We start from the raw sequence: 16,363 nt of genomic DNA, 5'->3' as shown, positions 1-16,363 counted from the left end.
TGATTTTCACAGCGAGAGGTCTGCGATCAAATCAGCCTTTGTGTAATCGGCCTTGAGTTTACGTGGGCTGGTCCGCCCTCCTTCGACCACGATAAAGCTATCCCCCAGCGCATAGGCGAAATCCGCGTTTTGTTCGACCAGCAGGATCGCCATCTCGCCCTTGCTGCGCAGCAATCGCAAGGCGTCGCCGATCTGTTCGATCACGTTGGGCTGAATGCCTTCGGTCGGTTCATCCAGCAAAAGCACGCGGGGCTTGGTGATCAGCGCACGGGCAATTGCCAACTGTTGTTGCTGGCCGCCCGACAAATCGCCGCCGCGCCGCGATTGCATGTCGCGCAGGACCGGAAACAGATCAAACACCTCGTCTGGAATGAAATGTTCGGCCTTGGGCAGGCAGGCAAATCCGGTCTCAAGGTTTTCGTGCACGGTCATCATCGGGAACACTTCGCGCCCCTGTGGCACATAGGCTATGCCCGCTTGGGCCGCCTGAAACGCAGTATTCAAAAGCACGGGCTTGCCATCGATTTTGATCGTCCCACCGGACGCGGCATGCCGCCCTGCAATCGCCTTGAGGGTACTGGTCTTTCCCACGCCGTTGTTGCCCACCATCGTAGTGATCTGGCCCTGCGGCGCGGTGAATGACACCTCGTACAGGATGCGGCTTTGGCCGTAGTGCAGGTCAAGGTTTTCGACTTCAAGCATGACCACGCCCCAAATAAACTTCGATCACAGTCGGGTTAGATGTCACGTGATCCAAGCTGCCCTCGGCCAGCACCGACCCCTCGTGCAACACCGTTACCTTGCAGTTCAGGCGGCGTACGAATTCCATGTCATGTTCGACCACAACAACGGCACGGGTCTGCGCCGCACGTTTCAGAATGTCCGTGGTTTTCTCGCGTTCCTCGACCGTCATGCCAGCGGCAGGTTCATCGACCAGCAAAAGCCGCGGTTCTTGGGCCAACAACATACCGATCTCCAACCATTGTTTTTGACCGTGGCTAAGTTCGCCCGCGATGCGGGGCAAGCTGTCGGACAGGCCAATTTCTTCGGCAATCGCTTCGATCCGCGCGGCATTTCGCGACGTCTTGCGATGCAGCAAAACGGCCAGCGGACTACGTGGATTTTTCAAAGCCATGGCAAGGTTCTGCCGCACGGTTTGCGCCTCGAACACTGTAGGCTTTTGAAACTTGCGCCCGATACCTGCATTGGCGATGTCAGCCTCGGACATCCCTAACAGCGAAATATTGCGTTCTCCCCAGATCACCGTACCTTCATCAGGTTTGGTCTTGCCGGTGATGATGTCCATAAAGGTGGTTTTTCCCGCACCATTCGGCCCGATAATGGCGCGCAATTCCGGCTCTGCAATCTGGATCGACAGGCTGTTGATCGCCTTGAACCCGTCAAAGGACACCGACACGCCCGACACTTCTAGCAAGGTGTTGTTCATGACGGTTTCCTTACCAGATAGTCGAACAGACCCCCGATGCCCTTGGGGAAAAACAGCGTGACGCAAACAAATGACACGCCCAGCAAAACCAACCACCAATCGGTCCACAGGATCGTATAGAACCCCAGATCAATGGCAGGCGCACCGCCCCCCGTGAACCAGCTGGACAGCAGCGATACGAACGCCGCGCCAATGACCGCGCCGTATAGCCGTCCGCGCCCGCCAATGGCGACCCAGACCGCCAGATAAATCGATGCGATGGGGGCAAGCTCGGCCGGATTGATGATGCCCGCCTGCGGATAATACAGCGCCCCCGCGATGCCTGATATCACAGCCGTCAGCGTAAAGATGAACAGTTTGTAGCCCTCAACCCGGTAGCCCAAGAAACGCACGCGCGCCTCGTTGTCGCGAATGCCTTGGATGACGCTGCCCATCTTGCCCGAGACAATCCAAGCAAACAAAAGATAGCCAAGCGCCAAGGCAAGAGCCGAGCCTAGGAAGAAAGCGAGGCTGATATCCGCTTGGGAAGCCGTTTCGAAGCCCGGTATATTTTGCAAGCCGGACAGGCCGTTGTTGCCGCGTAAGCCGCTATCATTCTGGAACAACCATAGCGACAGCGCGAGGGTCATCGCTTGGGTCAGGATAGACAGGTAAACGCCCGTCACACGGCTGCGAAACGCAAGCCAGCCGAACACCAACGCCAACAGGCCGGGCACAAGGACAACCATCAAAAGCTGGAGGAACAGATTGTCGGCAAAGGCCCAGAGCCATGGAAAATCAGAGCTGCCCACCACGCCGAATATCTGGTTGCCGATGGCATCCGAAATCTCTTGGGCCGTCGACGGGATTGCCTGACCCGACAAGCTGCTTAATACGATGCCTTCGGTACGGGCATACATCAGCCACATGCCGATGGCATAGCCACCAATGCCAAAGAACGCGAAATGGCCCAGCGACAGGATACCGCAATAGCCCCAGACCACATCCATCGCGATGGCGATCAGGCACAGGCAAAGCGTCTTGCCCAAAGTCTTGACCATCGAGGTCGAGATCAACCCGGTGCCAAATGCTTCGGACCCGACGGTGACGGCTAGGGTAAACAGCCCCAACAGGGCGATGAACCAAAGAACAGACGGGTTTTGTGCGATGAATGAGCGGTTCATTCTGCGATCTCCAATACAGATAGCTTGCGGGTCATGAAGACGCTGTGCGGATCGACAACATAATCGCCAAACGGCGGGCATTCGTTAAATTCGAAACGGGTATATAGGGCGCGCGCGGGTGCGAAGGCCGGGTGCGTCCCGGTTTCCAACGAAAGCACCGTCATATTTGCGCTCTCGGCCTCTTTGATAAGATGTAGCAGCATGGCTTTGGCGACGCCGCGGCCTCTGGCTTGCTCTGTGGTGTGCATGGATTTGATCTCACCTCCACCGTCGGAGAGAGTTTTTAGCGCGCCTATGCCCAGCAAAACGTCGCCCTCATACGCCGCCCAAACGATCAGGTCTGGCGTGCGCAGGCATTCGATCGGCAGGCGGTGGCAGCTTTCGGACGGGGATGTCCCGTCGCAGAAACTGGCGTGGGCGATAGCGAGATCCTGTATGTCCTGCGCGGCGTGATCAGCCTTTGAGATGGTGATCATGGGTCAGTCCGCCGCCGCCCGGCCTTTTTGGGCGACGATGCCCTTGGGCCGGAATTGAATGAACAGGATGATGAACAGCACCATATAGGTTTGCGCCGCCAGCGTGTTAGACGGGTTGAACCATTCGATGCCTTTTTGCAGGAAGCCGATCAGCGATGCACCTGCAAGCGTGCCCCAGACGTTGCCAACCCCGCCCACGACCACGGTCATAAACGATTGCACGATGTAATCGGCCCCCATTTCGGATGTCACTTTGGCGTATAGGCCGATGGCAACGCCCGCGATCCCCGCAATGCCGGACCCAAGGCCAAAGGTCATCATGTTGATGCGGTCGGGATTGATGCCCATGCTGGCCGCCATGCCGGGGTTTTGCGTGACGGCACGGACCTCAAGCCCCAGCCGCGTGCGTTTGAGAACGAACAGGATCAATGCCAGAAACATCAGGGCCATCACGAAAATAGCGATGCGGATATAGCTGATCTGGATCACGTCCGACACGACCCATGCGCCATCCAGCCAGCCGGGTGACGTGAGGGGGCGTGCTTGGGTGCCAAAGATGTTTTTGGCCAGTTGTTGCAGGGCGACGGAAATCCCGAATGTCGCCAACAGCGTTTCAAGGGGGCGGTGATACAGATGGCGGATCACCAAGCGTTCCATCACCACACCAGCGGCAAATGTCACCGCAAAGGCAAGCGGCAGCGCGACAATGATCGACAGGGTATAATCGGGCACGAATTGCTGCACGACATAGCCGGTATAGGCCCCCATCATGATGAATTCGCCATGGGCCATGTTGATGACCCCCATCACACCAAAGGTGATCGCCAAACCGATCGCAGCCAGAAAGTAGATCGACGCAAGCGACAGCGCATCCAGCGTCAGGTCAACGGCCTGCGCGGCACCGACACGGGTTTCGATGCTATCAAGGGCCGCGCGTGCGGCGTCTGTGATAGCGGGATCGTTTTCCTCATACACTTCGTAAAACGAATGGGCAGCGACGGCGCTGATCTGCTCGTCCAGCGTTACCAGCGGCGGCACGATCCCTTGGTCTGCAAGCACGGCATAGGCGGCCTCGCGCATGGGTTGGGTGCCAAGCTGCGCAGTGGGAATGCCACCGACACGACCGCCCTCGATATTGGCCGCCAGCGCATCGCGAATGGCTGATGGTGAGACCGTGGGTGGTGCCAATTTTGCAGCAACCAACTGGGCATAGGCGTCATCTTGGCTTAGGTCGCTACCCACTTTTAGAACGCGGGCAACATTGCCTGTTGGAGCATCGGCAGACACCGCCTGCTTGGCCGACAACAGCTGGTTTAGCACCGCCCGTGCCTCGATCGAGGTGTCGCTGGACAGCGAATTGATCGCTGCAACTTTGTCGTCCGTATCGGGTGCAAAGCTGGCAGATAGAAAATTAGCCAACTGGATTTTGCGCGCTTTCAGCGTGGCATCGGTTTCAGGATCAATGGATTTCAACAGTGGTTCAAGCTGGCTGGCATTCGGCCTGCGGGCGATTGATTCAATTGCCGATTGGCGGCGCGACAGGTCCGGATCGGTCAGTTGGAACTGCACCAAAGCGGTACCGATCAGGCGGCGCACCCCGCCGTTTGGTTTTATCTGAGAAAAGCCTGCTTTGGGCGCGGTGATCTCAGTACCCGTATCAATATCGCGCAAGGTCAGATCATCGCCACCTTCAACCGCGAAAAAGAAAACCCCATCGGCGTCGCGTTGCCAAACCGTTTTATCCTGCCAATGTTCAAGAAAATCACCAACCTGTGGGGCACCCGACGCAACAATATCGTCCAGCACGGCAGATACGCTGCTGCGCGACGGTTTGGCAATTTCATCAGCGTGTGTTTGCAACACCGGCTGCAGGTCTTGGGCAAAGGCCATTCCCGCAAACCCGAGCCAAATAAAGATAGTCAAAAATTGGCGCAGCATGGGATACCCTTGATCAAGAAGTCAGACGGGCGCAGGAAAACCCCGCGCCCGTCATCGATTTTAGTAGTTGGATGTCAGCTGAACGCAGGTCTTGGTTTCAGTGTTGTACATCCCGCATTCCAGCTCTTTCCAATCAGAGGTCAGAACAGCGCTTTCGGGCAGGAAATCTGTCCATGCGTCGCCCGGAACCGGATCGGTTTGGCTGATGATGTCAAACTGTCCGTCTGCTGTGATTTCACCGATCAGGACCGGCTTGGTCAGGTGGTGGTTTGGCAGCATTTCAGCCATGCCACCGGTCAGGTTCGGGAAAGTTTGGCCGTACATCGCGGTGCGCACCGCGTCGACATCTGTGGTGCCGGCCTGTTCGACCGCGTTCACCCACATGTTAAAGCCGATGTAATGCGCTTCCATCGGGTCGTTGGTCACGCGGTCCGTGCTGCCAATGAAGTCTTGCCATGTCTTGATGAACTCGGCGTTGGCAGCTGTGTCTGCGGACATGAAATAGTTCCACGCGGCCAGGTGACCGACAAGGTTCGTTGTATCGAGACCGGACAGTTCTTCCTCGCCAACCGAGAATGCGACGACAGGAATGTCATCGGCAGAGACATCCGCCGCTGCCAGTTCTTTGTAGAAGCCGATATTTGCGTCGCCGTTGATGGTCGAGACCACACCAACCTGTTTGCCATCTTCGCCAAGTGCTACAACATCGCCCACAATCGTCGCCCAGTCAGAGTGACCAAAAGGCGTGTAGTTCACAAAGATGTCTTCCTCGGCGATGCCCTTGGACATGAGGTAGGATTTCAGGATGTTGTTTGTCGTGCGCGGATACACATAGTCGGTGCCCAGCAACGCGAATTTCTCAACGCCCAGTTCCTCGAGATAATAGTCAACCGCAGGGATCGCCTGCTGGTTTGGTGCGGCACCGGTGTAAAACACGTTCTTGGAGGATTCCTCGCCCTCGTACTGAACCGGATAGAACATCAAGCCATTCAGCTCTTCCAGCACGGGCAACACAGATTTGCGCGACACGGACGTCCAGGCCCCAAAGATCACGTCAACTTCGTTCACGGTCAAAAGCTCGCGGCCTTTTTCAGCAAACAGCGGCCAATCGGATGCCGGATCAACAACGACCGCTTCGAGATCACAGCCCAGAACACCACCTTTTTTGTTTTGCGCATCCACCAGCATCAGCATGGTGTCTTTCAATGTCGTCTCGGAAATTGCCATTGTACCGGACAGCGAATGCAGAACGCCGACCTTGATTGGTGCGGTACAGGCCAAGCCCATTGACGTGGTGCCCAGCAGGGCCGTCATTGCGCAAGCAGCTAGTTTCGTTGAGTATTTCATATCGTATCCCCTGTTACTTGCTACGCGCTTGAGTGCGGAAAACACACTTTCGCAAGAGCCCTGAACAAGATAACTAGGGGCCGCAGCAATATTGTTGTGGTCGTCGCACGGGGGAGAAATCTGCCAGGATAGCCCTCTGTGCGGCGAAGCTGCCTTTACGGCATGACGACAAGATGTGTCTGCATTTCGTGCAGTTGCCAGATATAATGCGGCCTTCCGCTGATATGCTCGGGTGATCCGCCTATAATTCCAGCACAGGTAAACACGAGCGCCTATTTTTGCGCCGCTCCGCTAAGCGTATAGATAGATAGTTTCCAGCCACATGTGCCGCGACACGGTGTTCAAATCCGCCCGCGCTGCATTTTTACGCAGGTTCTAGGGTGATAGAATCGCGAAATGCCGCGCACTTAGGCATTAAGCGCGCGGCATTCTGTACAATGCATTGTAGGGGTGCGGGCAAAGTTGCCTCGCAAAGGGTTCTAGTCGTTGCGCCTAACACGGGCAGCCGTTTTATCGGCAAAGGCAGCAAGCCGTGCACGGGCGTCTGGTTGCGTGTTCACAACCCCCGCTACCACGGCCTCGGCATAGGCCGCATCCATCGCCGACATATTCTGCATGTGGCTGACAGCCGAACAGATCGCAAAATTGGACAGCGGCAGGTTCTGCGCCGCTTTTCGCGCCAGCTCAAGCGCCGCATCATAGCTGGACCCTTTGACGATATATTGCGCAAGCCCAACATCCATCGCCTCATCCCCCTGATAAACACGTCCAGTGAGCATCATATCGATCATCCGTGACTTGCCGACCAGGTCGGTCACACGGATTGTCGCACCGCCGCCGGTGAACAATCCCCGCTGCCCTTCTGGCAATGCGAAATAGGTCGTCTCATTCATGACCCGCACATGTGCCGAGCTGGCCAGTTCCAGCCCGCCGCCCACAACGGCACCTTGCAAGGCCGCAATGATCGGCACGCCGCCGTATTCCATCTTATTGAACGCCTCGTGCCAGCGCAGACAAACATGCATGAAATCGGCGGGGCTGCGATCTTCGTCATGGTGTTCGATCAGATCAAGCCCGGCACAAAAATGATCCCCCGCGCCGGCCAGCACGACCGCCCGCACATCCGCACGCGGTGCGATCGAAAAGAAATCGACCAGTTCTTCGATGGTCTCGATATCCAATGCGTTGCGCTTAGCCGCCCGGTTCAAGGCGACGCCCCACACACCATCACCAAGGTCTTCAACTTTGAGATTGATAAAGCGGGCGGTATCGATGGAAAGAGGCATTTGATGTTCCTTAGCAATTCTCGCGGCGGCGCAAAGGCCCCATATTTGCGCTACAGTATTCAGCAAAACGGACAATGCCCAGTGGCGATCTGCTTGTGATTACCAAGAATTCCGCAGCGGGCTGGACCTGCTCTTGACTACTCTTTCAGCTGTGACGGGTCCAAGCGCCTTGTCGATCACAAGGGGATATCAAAGCGACAAGCCCAACCCGCCAAAACTGGCGCGGGACCAACGGGGAACAGGTTCATTAAGCGTGGTTCCTAAATGTTTCCCGCTTCATGGAAAAACTGGCCTGGGTCCCCTTGACACCATCCCTTGTATGTAAGATTAGCTGCGACTGAGTTGAACGACGTTTGATGGTCACACCCCGACCACAACATGCAGCGGCATAAGGCTATCTAGATAGCTTGACGTCACTTCATTAAGTTTAACTTAGAAGCCTTTGGTTTCATTGGCGTGCCCGGGTAGCTCAGGGGTAGAGCAGTGGATTGAAAATCCTCGTGTCGGTGGTTCGATTCCGCCCCTGGGCACCATTTTATTTAGAAAACCATTTAATTCCAAAGACATAGTGCTTGAATTTGTCCCACTTTTTCGACCTCTGAATTTCGGTGGGACACTTTTGTTATTCTGCCTCACTACTCATACGGCTCAAAGCGCTTTTGGCGCGCAGCTTTTGAGATGCCGCCCGCGTATATCGTACAACCTCTTTGCTCGTGCGATGACCTGTAATCGCCATAATCTCTTGTTCAGTGCAGCCAAGTTCGGCCAAGCGCGATGCTGCGGCTTTACGCAGGCCGTGGACCGAGCAATGGAACAAGCCAGCTTCATCACACCATTTGCGGAAACGGTTGCCAAAGCCGTTAGATGTGAAAGGCTTATTGAAGGCCGTCGAAATGAAGGTTGTTCCGGCCGAGGGTGTGACGTCGATCAATCTTTGTAGTTCTTGGATTATAGGTATTTCGAGGTGAACTGGCTTTGTTTTGCGTCCCTTGTGCTGTCGAAAGACCAGCCAGCCGTCTTGGACGTGATTGGGACCGAAATTGACAAGATCGGACCGGCGCTGTCCAGTGTAAAGGGCGAGGCCAAGCGCGAGGCGTGCCATCGTACCGACCGGATGGGTGGCTTCGTATTTTGCCACTTCAGCTATGGTCCATGTGTGAAGTCCTTCAGGGTTTCCTCTGAGGTATTCGACCTTTTCAGCGGGATTGCCGTCGTGATGATCATAGTTGATCGCAAAGCGATAAAGCTGCCTGACCGCTTTGATCATCCCATTTGCTGCCTCTGGAAATTCAGACATATCGTCTCGGCGTGCGCGTATATGTTTGGGTAGAAGCATGGCAAACGGCTTAGTGCCGTCGTTGTTGTTGTTCAGGCAAAATTTTTCCAAGATCGCGCGGCGAACTTTCTGTGTTCGCGGATCTAGGCTGGTGAACATAGAACTCTTGAAATATTGTACGCAAAGCCAGCGAATACTCGTTCTCTCCGGCTCCTTACAAACCTTCTTTTGTACAGGCTTTCGACCATCGACAGCCAAAGCTTTCTGATAGTCTGTAAGAAATTCATCCGAGCCGTAAGGGCCGCGTAGGCGCGTTTTCACACCATGACGACGGAAATAGATCCGCTCGTTCCCATGACGATCCGTGTCGATCGCAAGATATTTAAGGCGACGTGTCATCAGCGCGGATCAGTCCCAAGGGTTGTCAGAAATTGTGTTGCAACCGGGGAGCCGATCAAAATAGCTATCGAGCTGACGAATGTCCCAGATTCGACGACCGTCGATGCGCCTTGCGGGCGGCATGCGACCATCCAGGACCATCTGGTCGAATTTTGACGTGCTGACACCGATGTATCCGGCTGACTCTTCGCGAGAGAGCCCGCGCTTGGTCGGGGTTGGTACCGCATGTCGTGTATTGTGAATATGCTGGTGCAGTGTCTGAGCGTTCATTCTGAACACCTGTCGGTTTGCGAACGAATTGCGCCAGCAAAATTGCGCGCGTCGGAATGAGACTGGTGCGTGCTCTGCCCTATGCGATGGGACAGGTCAGATGTATTAATCAGCATTTTCCAACTTCCTTTCGGATTTTGGCCCAAGCATGAGATGCATAGTCCTGCTCGCAATCGCTACGGTAAGCTTCTCCAGATCCTGTTGAAGAGTGGCCAAGCATTGTTTGAATGACGTTTGCTGCGGTCTCGGGGGTATGCCGGCGCATGTGGTCAGCAAGTAGCGTGCGAAGGTCGTGTAGTGGAATGCCAACCGCCTCTTTGAACCTCAGCGAAGGCCATTTGGATTGGTATGCTTTGTTGGTTAGCGATAGCCAGTTCGTTCCAATACACTCATTGTATCGCAGGGATGTGAGGCGCTGCGGTCGACCACCCAGAATGTGCTCATCAAGGGATTCCGCGACCTCTTGCCAAAGCTTTCCGGCTCCCGTCGATTTCTTGGTTTTTTCTTGAAACCAATTCAGGGACCATTCGCCAGTAATTGATCTGGTGAGTTCTTTGCCGATGACCCACCGTGACATGTCACCTGTACGTGCAGGCATATTCAATGCCACGGCGCAAATGGCAGCGGATTGGAGTGCTTTTGTGCGCTCAAATGAATGACCGGGCGCGTGGGCTGCTACTTCGCGCAGTTGGGCGATCACACGACCGATGTGAGTGTAAGCGCCGCGCGCCATGAGACCGTCTATGCGGGAAAACTTCTTCTTTTCTTGACCTTTGGAAAGGCAGAGCTGGTTCTGACTGACGAACGCGAGGCCAGTCAGACCATCGGGATCAGCGCCTCCATGCCGTCCTAGCATACCAAGAGCATTCAGGTAATTTGCAATAGTTATCGGTGAAAGACGCTTTTTCTGCGCAGTCAGGACTTTCGCGATTTCGTAGCCGGTAAGGAACGACAGATCATCTGACAGCCCATTTTCAGAAACGACATCTGCGCATCGGCTAATCGAAGCGACATAGCGCTTTAACGTTTTGGGTGTAATATCCGCACTACGTAAACCGACTAAAAAAACTTGCCAGGAGGCTGGCCAGTGCGTGATGTCGAACTCTACGTGAGGCCGTCTGTTGGCAGTCTTATTGCGCGCTGCACTGCCCTTAGGGCGTTTGGATACCCAGTCGGCCTTCACGCTAAGCGCCGCCGCTGTCGAAACCTGTGGCGCATGTGCTGCGAGAGTGCGCAGCAGGAGCCTGAATGTCGATTCTGACGCGCATGCGTAGTGGAAGCTGCTCGCAGATGGTGCGTCCAGTGGTTCCCCTCTAGATGCTGCAATAACGAAGAAACGGTTGATAACCGTAGCGGCCCCAGCTGGTAAGCTGTCATGGGCTTCCAAAAGCGATTTGCGGATTGGAGCTGGCGTCGATGAGAGGCGAGCTTCTAGGATAGATTTCTTCATCAATACTGGCCTCCGGTATTTTTGAACAAACTGGGGTATTGCGCCAGCAGCACACTACGGACCGCACTTGAAGCGCTCTCGCCGCTATCCTTGCCATAATGTTTGCGTACAGTTGCTTCGGAGTCTGCAAGGACCGCAGCAGCTTTGGCGAAGTTTCCGGGCTCTTTGGCGAGCACCAGAGTGGCTATCGCATGTCGGCAGGAATGAGGTGTAAGTCCAAGCCCAATAACCTGATCGCCCTTCGCCCACAATTCGGCGAAAGAAGACGGCGACATAGTTCCGTCGGGTAGAGTGAGGCCGTTCTTAACAAGCCGCGGCGTGGCCGCGCCGGGAAACAGATAGGGGCTGTCATTACAGCCTGACAGCTCGATAAGTCGCGGGCGGTAGATATTCTGCCAATTCCACAGGATCTGGGCATCTTTTCCGACTACAGCGACCCTAATCGTCCGTTCATTTTTCGTTTCGAGAGAGTTGAAACGAATTTCGGCATGTTCGCCGTCCTTGAGCCAGCGGAGGTTCTTGCCCAGGTGCGGGGATAAACGATGGCGCAAGGTAATCAGATTGCGCGTACGCAACGGGCGGGATAGTTGGATCGCATAGAGCGCGGCGACAGCATAAAGACGCAGAGCGTAAAGTTCGTGGAGCTTATTATTTGTCTCTTGCGCCGCTCTTAAGACTTCGCCGGCTAGGTGAGTAAGTGCGGTAGGTGCGTTAACAAATCGCGCAGCCAAATGTGGATTGTGCTGAAGTGCTGTGCAAATGGCATCGGCATTGTCGGTCATTTCGCGTTGTTTTATAATATAATCTTTGTAGGCTGCAGAAAGGACTTCGATGTCAAGCACCACCGCTTCGGAGCGGAGGCCATACAGAGCTAGTGTTTTAAGGCTGACTAGGCGATTGGCCAACGTGCAGCTCTTGTTAGCATCTTTAAGTTTTAACGACGTGTTTGACCGGGTAATTTGGTCGTCAATCGCGCGCCGGATGATATCTCGATCAAATAGCTGCTGTGGATCTACAAGTTCTGTGAGTGGGTGGAGAGTTGCATAGGCTCGGGCAACCCAAGTGATCGCTGCGCGATAGGTTGCTTTCGCCGCTTCGTGGTTCTTCGAAATATGCTTGCGACCCATAGTGCGGTCGGTGACGAACTTGTTGATTGCCTCAGATGATACTCCGTCGGTCATCATCTGCTTCGCCCTTTGTGCAAGACTTTCTGGGGTCACCAGGGTTTCTGCAAATAACGCATCCACTTTCTCGCGGAATTCGGGCGTGAATTCGCTCCACTTCAAGCGATATGCGCGTTCGCGACCAGAAGGGACTTGCAACTCGGTAGGCGGTAGAAGACACCCGATCTCCGGCCACTTGCTTTGCCCATCACGGAGCATGTTCAGAGCCTTGATCCCCTTCACCAATGATCTGCGGGTTTCAGGAGTGCTCCCCTCGACCATCTGGTTGACCTCGGCCTGATCAAGGTTAGCAAGTGGCACTCGGGACAGGCGACGCAATGTATAGATGGGCAGATGTTGGCACGTTGGCAGATCGGCACCACATGCTGAAAAACCCTCGCGATCTTTGACCGCTTCAATTAGTTTCAGGAATGATTCTGAGACGTCGCTGCAAAGATTCGGCTTCGATCCGCCGAACTTTTTGAGGCAGCTCCGCAGTCGAGAATTACCGCGTTTCCGCGCAGCTTCAATGTTCGACGCATTCGACACACTTCCATAGGGTGTAGGCGCGATGCTCGTTTCAAAGTAAAATAAATCCGCTGGTATCGCTGAAAGGTCTTCTTCGGTAATCCCAAGACGAGCTGCGATCTTTCGCAGTTCGTAGATGGTGTCGCGATGCAAGTTAGCATCAGTGGCCCAAACGACTACATCTGCGATGGTCGCGCTGTTGGTATTAAGTTCAGAGGTCTTGTTAAGCATTTGTTCTCCTTTTTGGTGCTGCTTAGGCGTCGCCGCGCTGTGCGGCGACGGCTGAGAAGCACTATTGAGTGGCATTAAAAAAGTTTGGAGAGAGGCGGAAAGCTGTCGGCGTTTCGCACATTCTGACGGGATTCTTCCGAATTTCGCACAAGCGGTCCAAAACATAACGCCAATAGATATTTGGTCCCGTTTGTGCGACTGTCGGAAGATGGTGGCCCGTGTCGAGGTTTGGCTTTTTTGGTTGTGCGAAGCTTGGCGATCATTGCTGCCACCAACTGTCTCTAACAGCCACACCGCGCCCGAGGTGCCATTCAGTAACGTCGTGCGGGTTGCAGCGCACGTTACTGAAAACGTTACGCGTAGGCATGCCGTTTACGATCCAGCGCTCTACAGTTCGAACACTGACCTGAAAGTTAGTGGCGATTTCAGACTTGGTAAGAAGATTTTCTTTGTAGCGTGTGCTATTGGAGGCGCGCGGCATTTTGGCGCTTTCGCAAGACCATAGGTCGACCCATTCAAATCGGTATTCCCTTCCAATCCGAATGGCGTTGATATCTTTCTCAGCGGCTTTCCTGCGAATTGTCGCGCAACTCAAATTAAAGTGCTTTGAAACCTGTTCGACCGTCAGCATTGGCTTCCAGTGCCATCGACCGTAGTTAATTTCGGCGATATGCCTAATATGTATTTGAAGAACATTTATACCTTCTGCAGTTGTTTCTTGTGCAGAAGGCAGGTTGGAAATAACCGCGTTCTGCGATCTCTCCAATAATAGATAAAGTTTTCAATAAATTTAAAGTTTACACCCTTTCGAAAAGATGAGGTGAAGTGCCCCTAGTATTATAGACGCTTTCTTCCATAAAATTAAGGCAAGAAGGCGATTATGGGGAAGCCAAATTTCAGTAAAGGCTTCAAGCGTGATGCTGTGTATGAGATCGCGGTACGTGGATATCCTTTCAACAGCAGCGTGATGTCCTACCACTGGGGCGGAGCAAAAGTCGGCCAATTGTTAGCGCGCCTTGGGACGTGGCGCGTTTGATATTTTTGACGATCTTCCCGCCAGGGCTCTTCGTTGTCTTTCTCATCGTCCACTCCTCAGTGGTTACGATGGGCAACAAACCCTCTCTTAGCAAATCGCCTTATTTGGACCCATAAGCGCTGACGTCACACACTTTTCCAACAAACGTCATCAACAACGGCCATCCCATGCCTTAATGACAGAAGAGTGTATGAATATTACGCAATCTACCACCCAGGAGGTTTTCCTGGGAACACAAAACCTACCTTAAAGCCAAATGGTCGACAGACCTTTACAAGTGTTTCTAATGTTGGGTTTGCCCTACCGTTCTCGAGCTCGATAACTTGTTTTCGTGTCAATCCAAAATGGTAAGCGAAGTCTACCTGGGTCATAGCAATTGCATTACGCATCTCTTTGACTGCATCCGGCAGGAATAGCTCCCCTTCGCAAGCTCTTATGTGCAACTTCGTTCGACGTTCGCGAATGATGTCCTTTGGTACCGTCTTTTGGCGGGGCATAATATTGTCTCCGATGTGGTTCTCATGCTACTAAGCTTTTCTGTTTAGGAATCTTGAGTAGCTAATAAGACTAAAATTAGTATAGAATTTCGTTGCTAAGCTCGAACTGCACCCTGCATGGCAACTGTCATCATGGAAAAAAATTAACTGGGCGAAATATTTAATAATTTTTTTTGATCTTCCACTCATTTTATATCTATCGAGCGGACCGAAACTTTTGATAGTGAACGGTCGCATTCTGATATTTAATTGCGTCGAAACATTCTCCGAGTTTGAAATTATCAATCCCTTTTGCAGAGCCAACAATCCCTGCCTCGTCGACAACCTACCGAACCACATAAGGTGGAACGGCAGCAAGACGCTCGGACGGGTACTCTTACGAGTTAGTAAAATTTAAGGCACGGGCACGAATCAATCCTATTTTGGGAGTATTTTGTGGCTGAGCTAAGCGTGCTTGTCTAGGACGTTTGTGAAGTGGTCCTGCTTTTTAGGACAGTTTTGCGGCTTTGACCTGCTACCCTGAAATGACCGTCGTTTGGGGTTAGCCTGTTCTCCAACTGAGGAGACAGACGATGAAAAGAAGCCGTTTTAGCGAAGAGCCGATCATTGGGATATTGAAAGAGCATCAGGCGGGGCTTGGTACGAAAGAGCTGTGCCGCAAACATGGGGTCAGTGATGCGACGTTTTATAAGTAGCGGTCCAAGTATGGCGGCATGGAAGTATCTGATGCGAAAAAGTTGAAGGCGCTTGAGGCTGAGAATGCCAAACCTAAGAAGCTATTGGCTGAACAGATGACGGATGTCTCAACCCTCAATGAAATGCTGGAAATTTTTTTTGGGGGCACGGTTCAAGGCGACGCGCTGTGGATTGGGCCATGACTGAGAAACGATACAATCAAAAGCGGGCCTGCGCCTTGGCTGGCATCGATCCACGTGTTTATCGACGTGTATCAAACCGCCCAGCCGATACCGAGTTGCGAGGGCTGCTGAAGAAACTGTCGTCTGAACGCGGCGGTTTGGCTATCGTCGTTTGCACATATTGCTGAAGCGGGAAGGCCGGCAGATGAACCATTGCCCGGCAGGGTATCGCGCAGCAATGCACGAGAGGGTGAAAAAACTGTATCGGATCTACCGCGAAGAAGGGTTAACAGTATGTAAACGCGGCGGGCGCAAGCGTGCCGTGGGTACCAGAACGCCGATGGCGATCCCGCAGGGACCGAACCAACGGCGGAGCTTAGACTTTGTGTCTGACAGCCTGCGTCATGCCCGTAGACTTCATCGCCGCATGGCGTACCGACTTCAACGACCACCGCCCACACACAAGCCTCCCTGGCTTGACACCAGCAGAATATGCTAACCGGTCAAAGAAAAACCAAAACCTGAACAGAGCTAACCCAAATTAGCGGACTCAATGGGGAGCAGGTCACTTCGCACGCTGTCCGAATTTGCCGGACCACTTCACTCTTGACCGCTACTTCAGAATGTCCCATCTTTAGCCTATGACTTTGACCCCACATACCTCGTACCGAATATCCTGAATTCGGGATTTCCCTCGTTAAATCGCGTGGGAGGGCACAGGTGTGGCGATGGGACTTATAAACCCTTTTTTTGCGCCAGATTAGCGTATCTGCGAGGGTTCGAGTCCCTCCCTTCCTACCATCTCTTGGTTTTCTTCGACGTCTTTTATGGGCACCCTTTCGTCGATATCGGGCTGGCACTGAATAACGAAAAAGCATTATTGTAAATTGTCTGACGTCAGCTTCTATGGGTCCAAATAGCGATACATGATAAGAGAGTGTTCTTGGAACATCTTAACCACTGAGTAGTGGAAGATGAACAGACAGCTGGAGCATGTAG

At 53.6% G+C, this 16,363-nt stretch carries 13 protein-coding genes, 1 tRNA gene and 1 pseudogene; 2 read left to right on the top strand and 13 right to left on the bottom strand.

The genetic code is table 11. From position 1 onward, the window contains the following. Positions 1–6 precede the first annotated feature (6 nt). From urtE to BM347_RS13420, 7 genes are all read right to left on the bottom strand, one after another. Entirely contained in the window at positions 7–702 is a 696-nt protein-coding gene (urtE, locus tag BM347_RS13450) for an urea ABC transporter ATP-binding subunit UrtE (protein WP_093916966.1), read from the bottom strand. Beyond that, a complete protein-coding gene (gene urtD, locus BM347_RS13445; protein WP_093916965.1) occupies positions 695–1,447 on the bottom strand; it encodes an urea ABC transporter ATP-binding protein UrtD in 753 nt (250 codons plus the stop codon). The genes urtE and urtD overlap by 8 nt, the downstream gene beginning before the upstream one ends. Beyond that, complete coding sequence (gene urtC, locus BM347_RS13440; RefSeq protein WP_093916964.1) at positions 1,444–2,610, bottom strand: urea ABC transporter permease subunit UrtC; 1,167 nt, start codon at positions 2,608–2,610, stop codon at positions 1,444–1,446. Before urtC ends, urtD begins: the two co-directional genes overlap by 4 nt. Then, complete coding sequence (locus tag BM347_RS13435; protein WP_093916963.1) at positions 2,607–3,086, bottom strand: GNAT family N-acetyltransferase; 480 nt, start codon at positions 3,084–3,086, stop codon at positions 2,607–2,609. Before BM347_RS13435 ends, urtC begins: the two co-directional genes overlap by 4 nt. A gap of 3 nt (positions 3,087–3,089) precedes the next feature. Continuing rightward, complete coding sequence (gene urtB, locus BM347_RS13430; RefSeq protein WP_093916962.1) at positions 3,090–5,024, bottom strand: urea ABC transporter permease subunit UrtB; 1,935 nt, start codon at positions 5,022–5,024, stop codon at positions 3,090–3,092. Between the two features lie 60 nt (positions 5,025–5,084). After that, positions 5,085–6,371, bottom strand: a complete 1,287-nt coding sequence (gene urtA, locus BM347_RS13425; RefSeq protein WP_093916961.1) for an urea ABC transporter substrate-binding protein — start codon at positions 6,369–6,371, stop codon at positions 5,085–5,087. Between the two features lie 479 nt (positions 6,372–6,850). Continuing rightward, positions 6,851–7,657, bottom strand: a complete 807-nt coding sequence (locus tag BM347_RS13420) for a crotonase/enoyl-CoA hydratase family protein (protein ID WP_093916960.1) — start codon at positions 7,655–7,657, stop codon at positions 6,851–6,853. Between the two features lie 458 nt (positions 7,658–8,115). Between BM347_RS13420 and BM347_RS13415 the strand changes: the two genes are divergently transcribed. After that, positions 8,116–8,190, top strand: a tRNA-Phe gene (locus tag BM347_RS13415). Between the two features lie 89 nt (positions 8,191–8,279). Here BM347_RS13415 and BM347_RS13410 read toward each other — a convergent pair. From BM347_RS13410 to BM347_RS17635, 6 genes are all read right to left on the bottom strand, one after another. Continuing rightward, the gene (locus tag BM347_RS13410; RefSeq protein ID WP_093916959.1) at positions 8,280–9,332 is read right to left on the bottom strand and encodes a tyrosine-type recombinase/integrase; all 1,053 of its coding nucleotides are present in this window, start codon (positions 9,330–9,332) and stop codon (positions 8,280–8,282) included. 9 nt (positions 9,333–9,341) lie between these two features. Further along, a complete protein-coding gene (locus BM347_RS17640) occupies positions 9,342–9,602 on the bottom strand; it encodes a hypothetical protein (RefSeq protein WP_245764272.1) in 261 nt (86 codons plus the stop codon). Positions 9,603–9,711: 109 nt separating this feature from the next. Then, positions 9,712–11,052 carry a hypothetical protein gene (locus BM347_RS13400; protein WP_093916958.1) on the bottom strand — a complete coding sequence of 447 codons (1,341 nt, stop codon included), beginning with the start codon at positions 11,050–11,052 and terminating at the stop codon, positions 9,712–9,714. Then, complete coding sequence (locus BM347_RS13395) at positions 11,052–12,974, bottom strand: site-specific integrase (protein WP_139226489.1); 1,923 nt, start codon at positions 12,972–12,974, stop codon at positions 11,052–11,054. The genes BM347_RS13400 and BM347_RS13395 overlap by 1 nt, the downstream gene beginning before the upstream one ends. Positions 12,975–13,233: 259 nt before the next feature. Then, complete coding sequence (locus tag BM347_RS13390; protein WP_093916956.1) at positions 13,234–13,605, bottom strand: helix-turn-helix domain-containing protein; 372 nt, start codon at positions 13,603–13,605, stop codon at positions 13,234–13,236. 611 nt (positions 13,606–14,216) lie between these two features. Next, positions 14,217–14,399 carry a helix-turn-helix transcriptional regulator gene (locus BM347_RS17635; protein ID WP_217644027.1) on the bottom strand — a complete coding sequence of 61 codons (183 nt, stop codon included), beginning with the start codon at positions 14,397–14,399 and terminating at the stop codon, positions 14,217–14,219. 680 nt (positions 14,400–15,079) lie between these two features. Between BM347_RS17635 and BM347_RS13380 the strand changes: the two are divergent. After that, positions 15,080–15,909: pseudogene (locus BM347_RS13380) on the top strand (transposase). Positions 15,910–16,363: the final 454 nt, after the last annotated feature.

It is taken from the genome of Sulfitobacter marinus (assembly GCF_900116285.1).
GTDB classification, from domain to species: domain Bacteria; phylum Pseudomonadota; class Alphaproteobacteria; order Rhodobacterales; family Rhodobacteraceae; genus Sulfitobacter; species Sulfitobacter marinus.
Note: the sequence above shows the minus strand (reverse complement) of the source record. Positions and strands in the feature narration are given on the sequence as shown.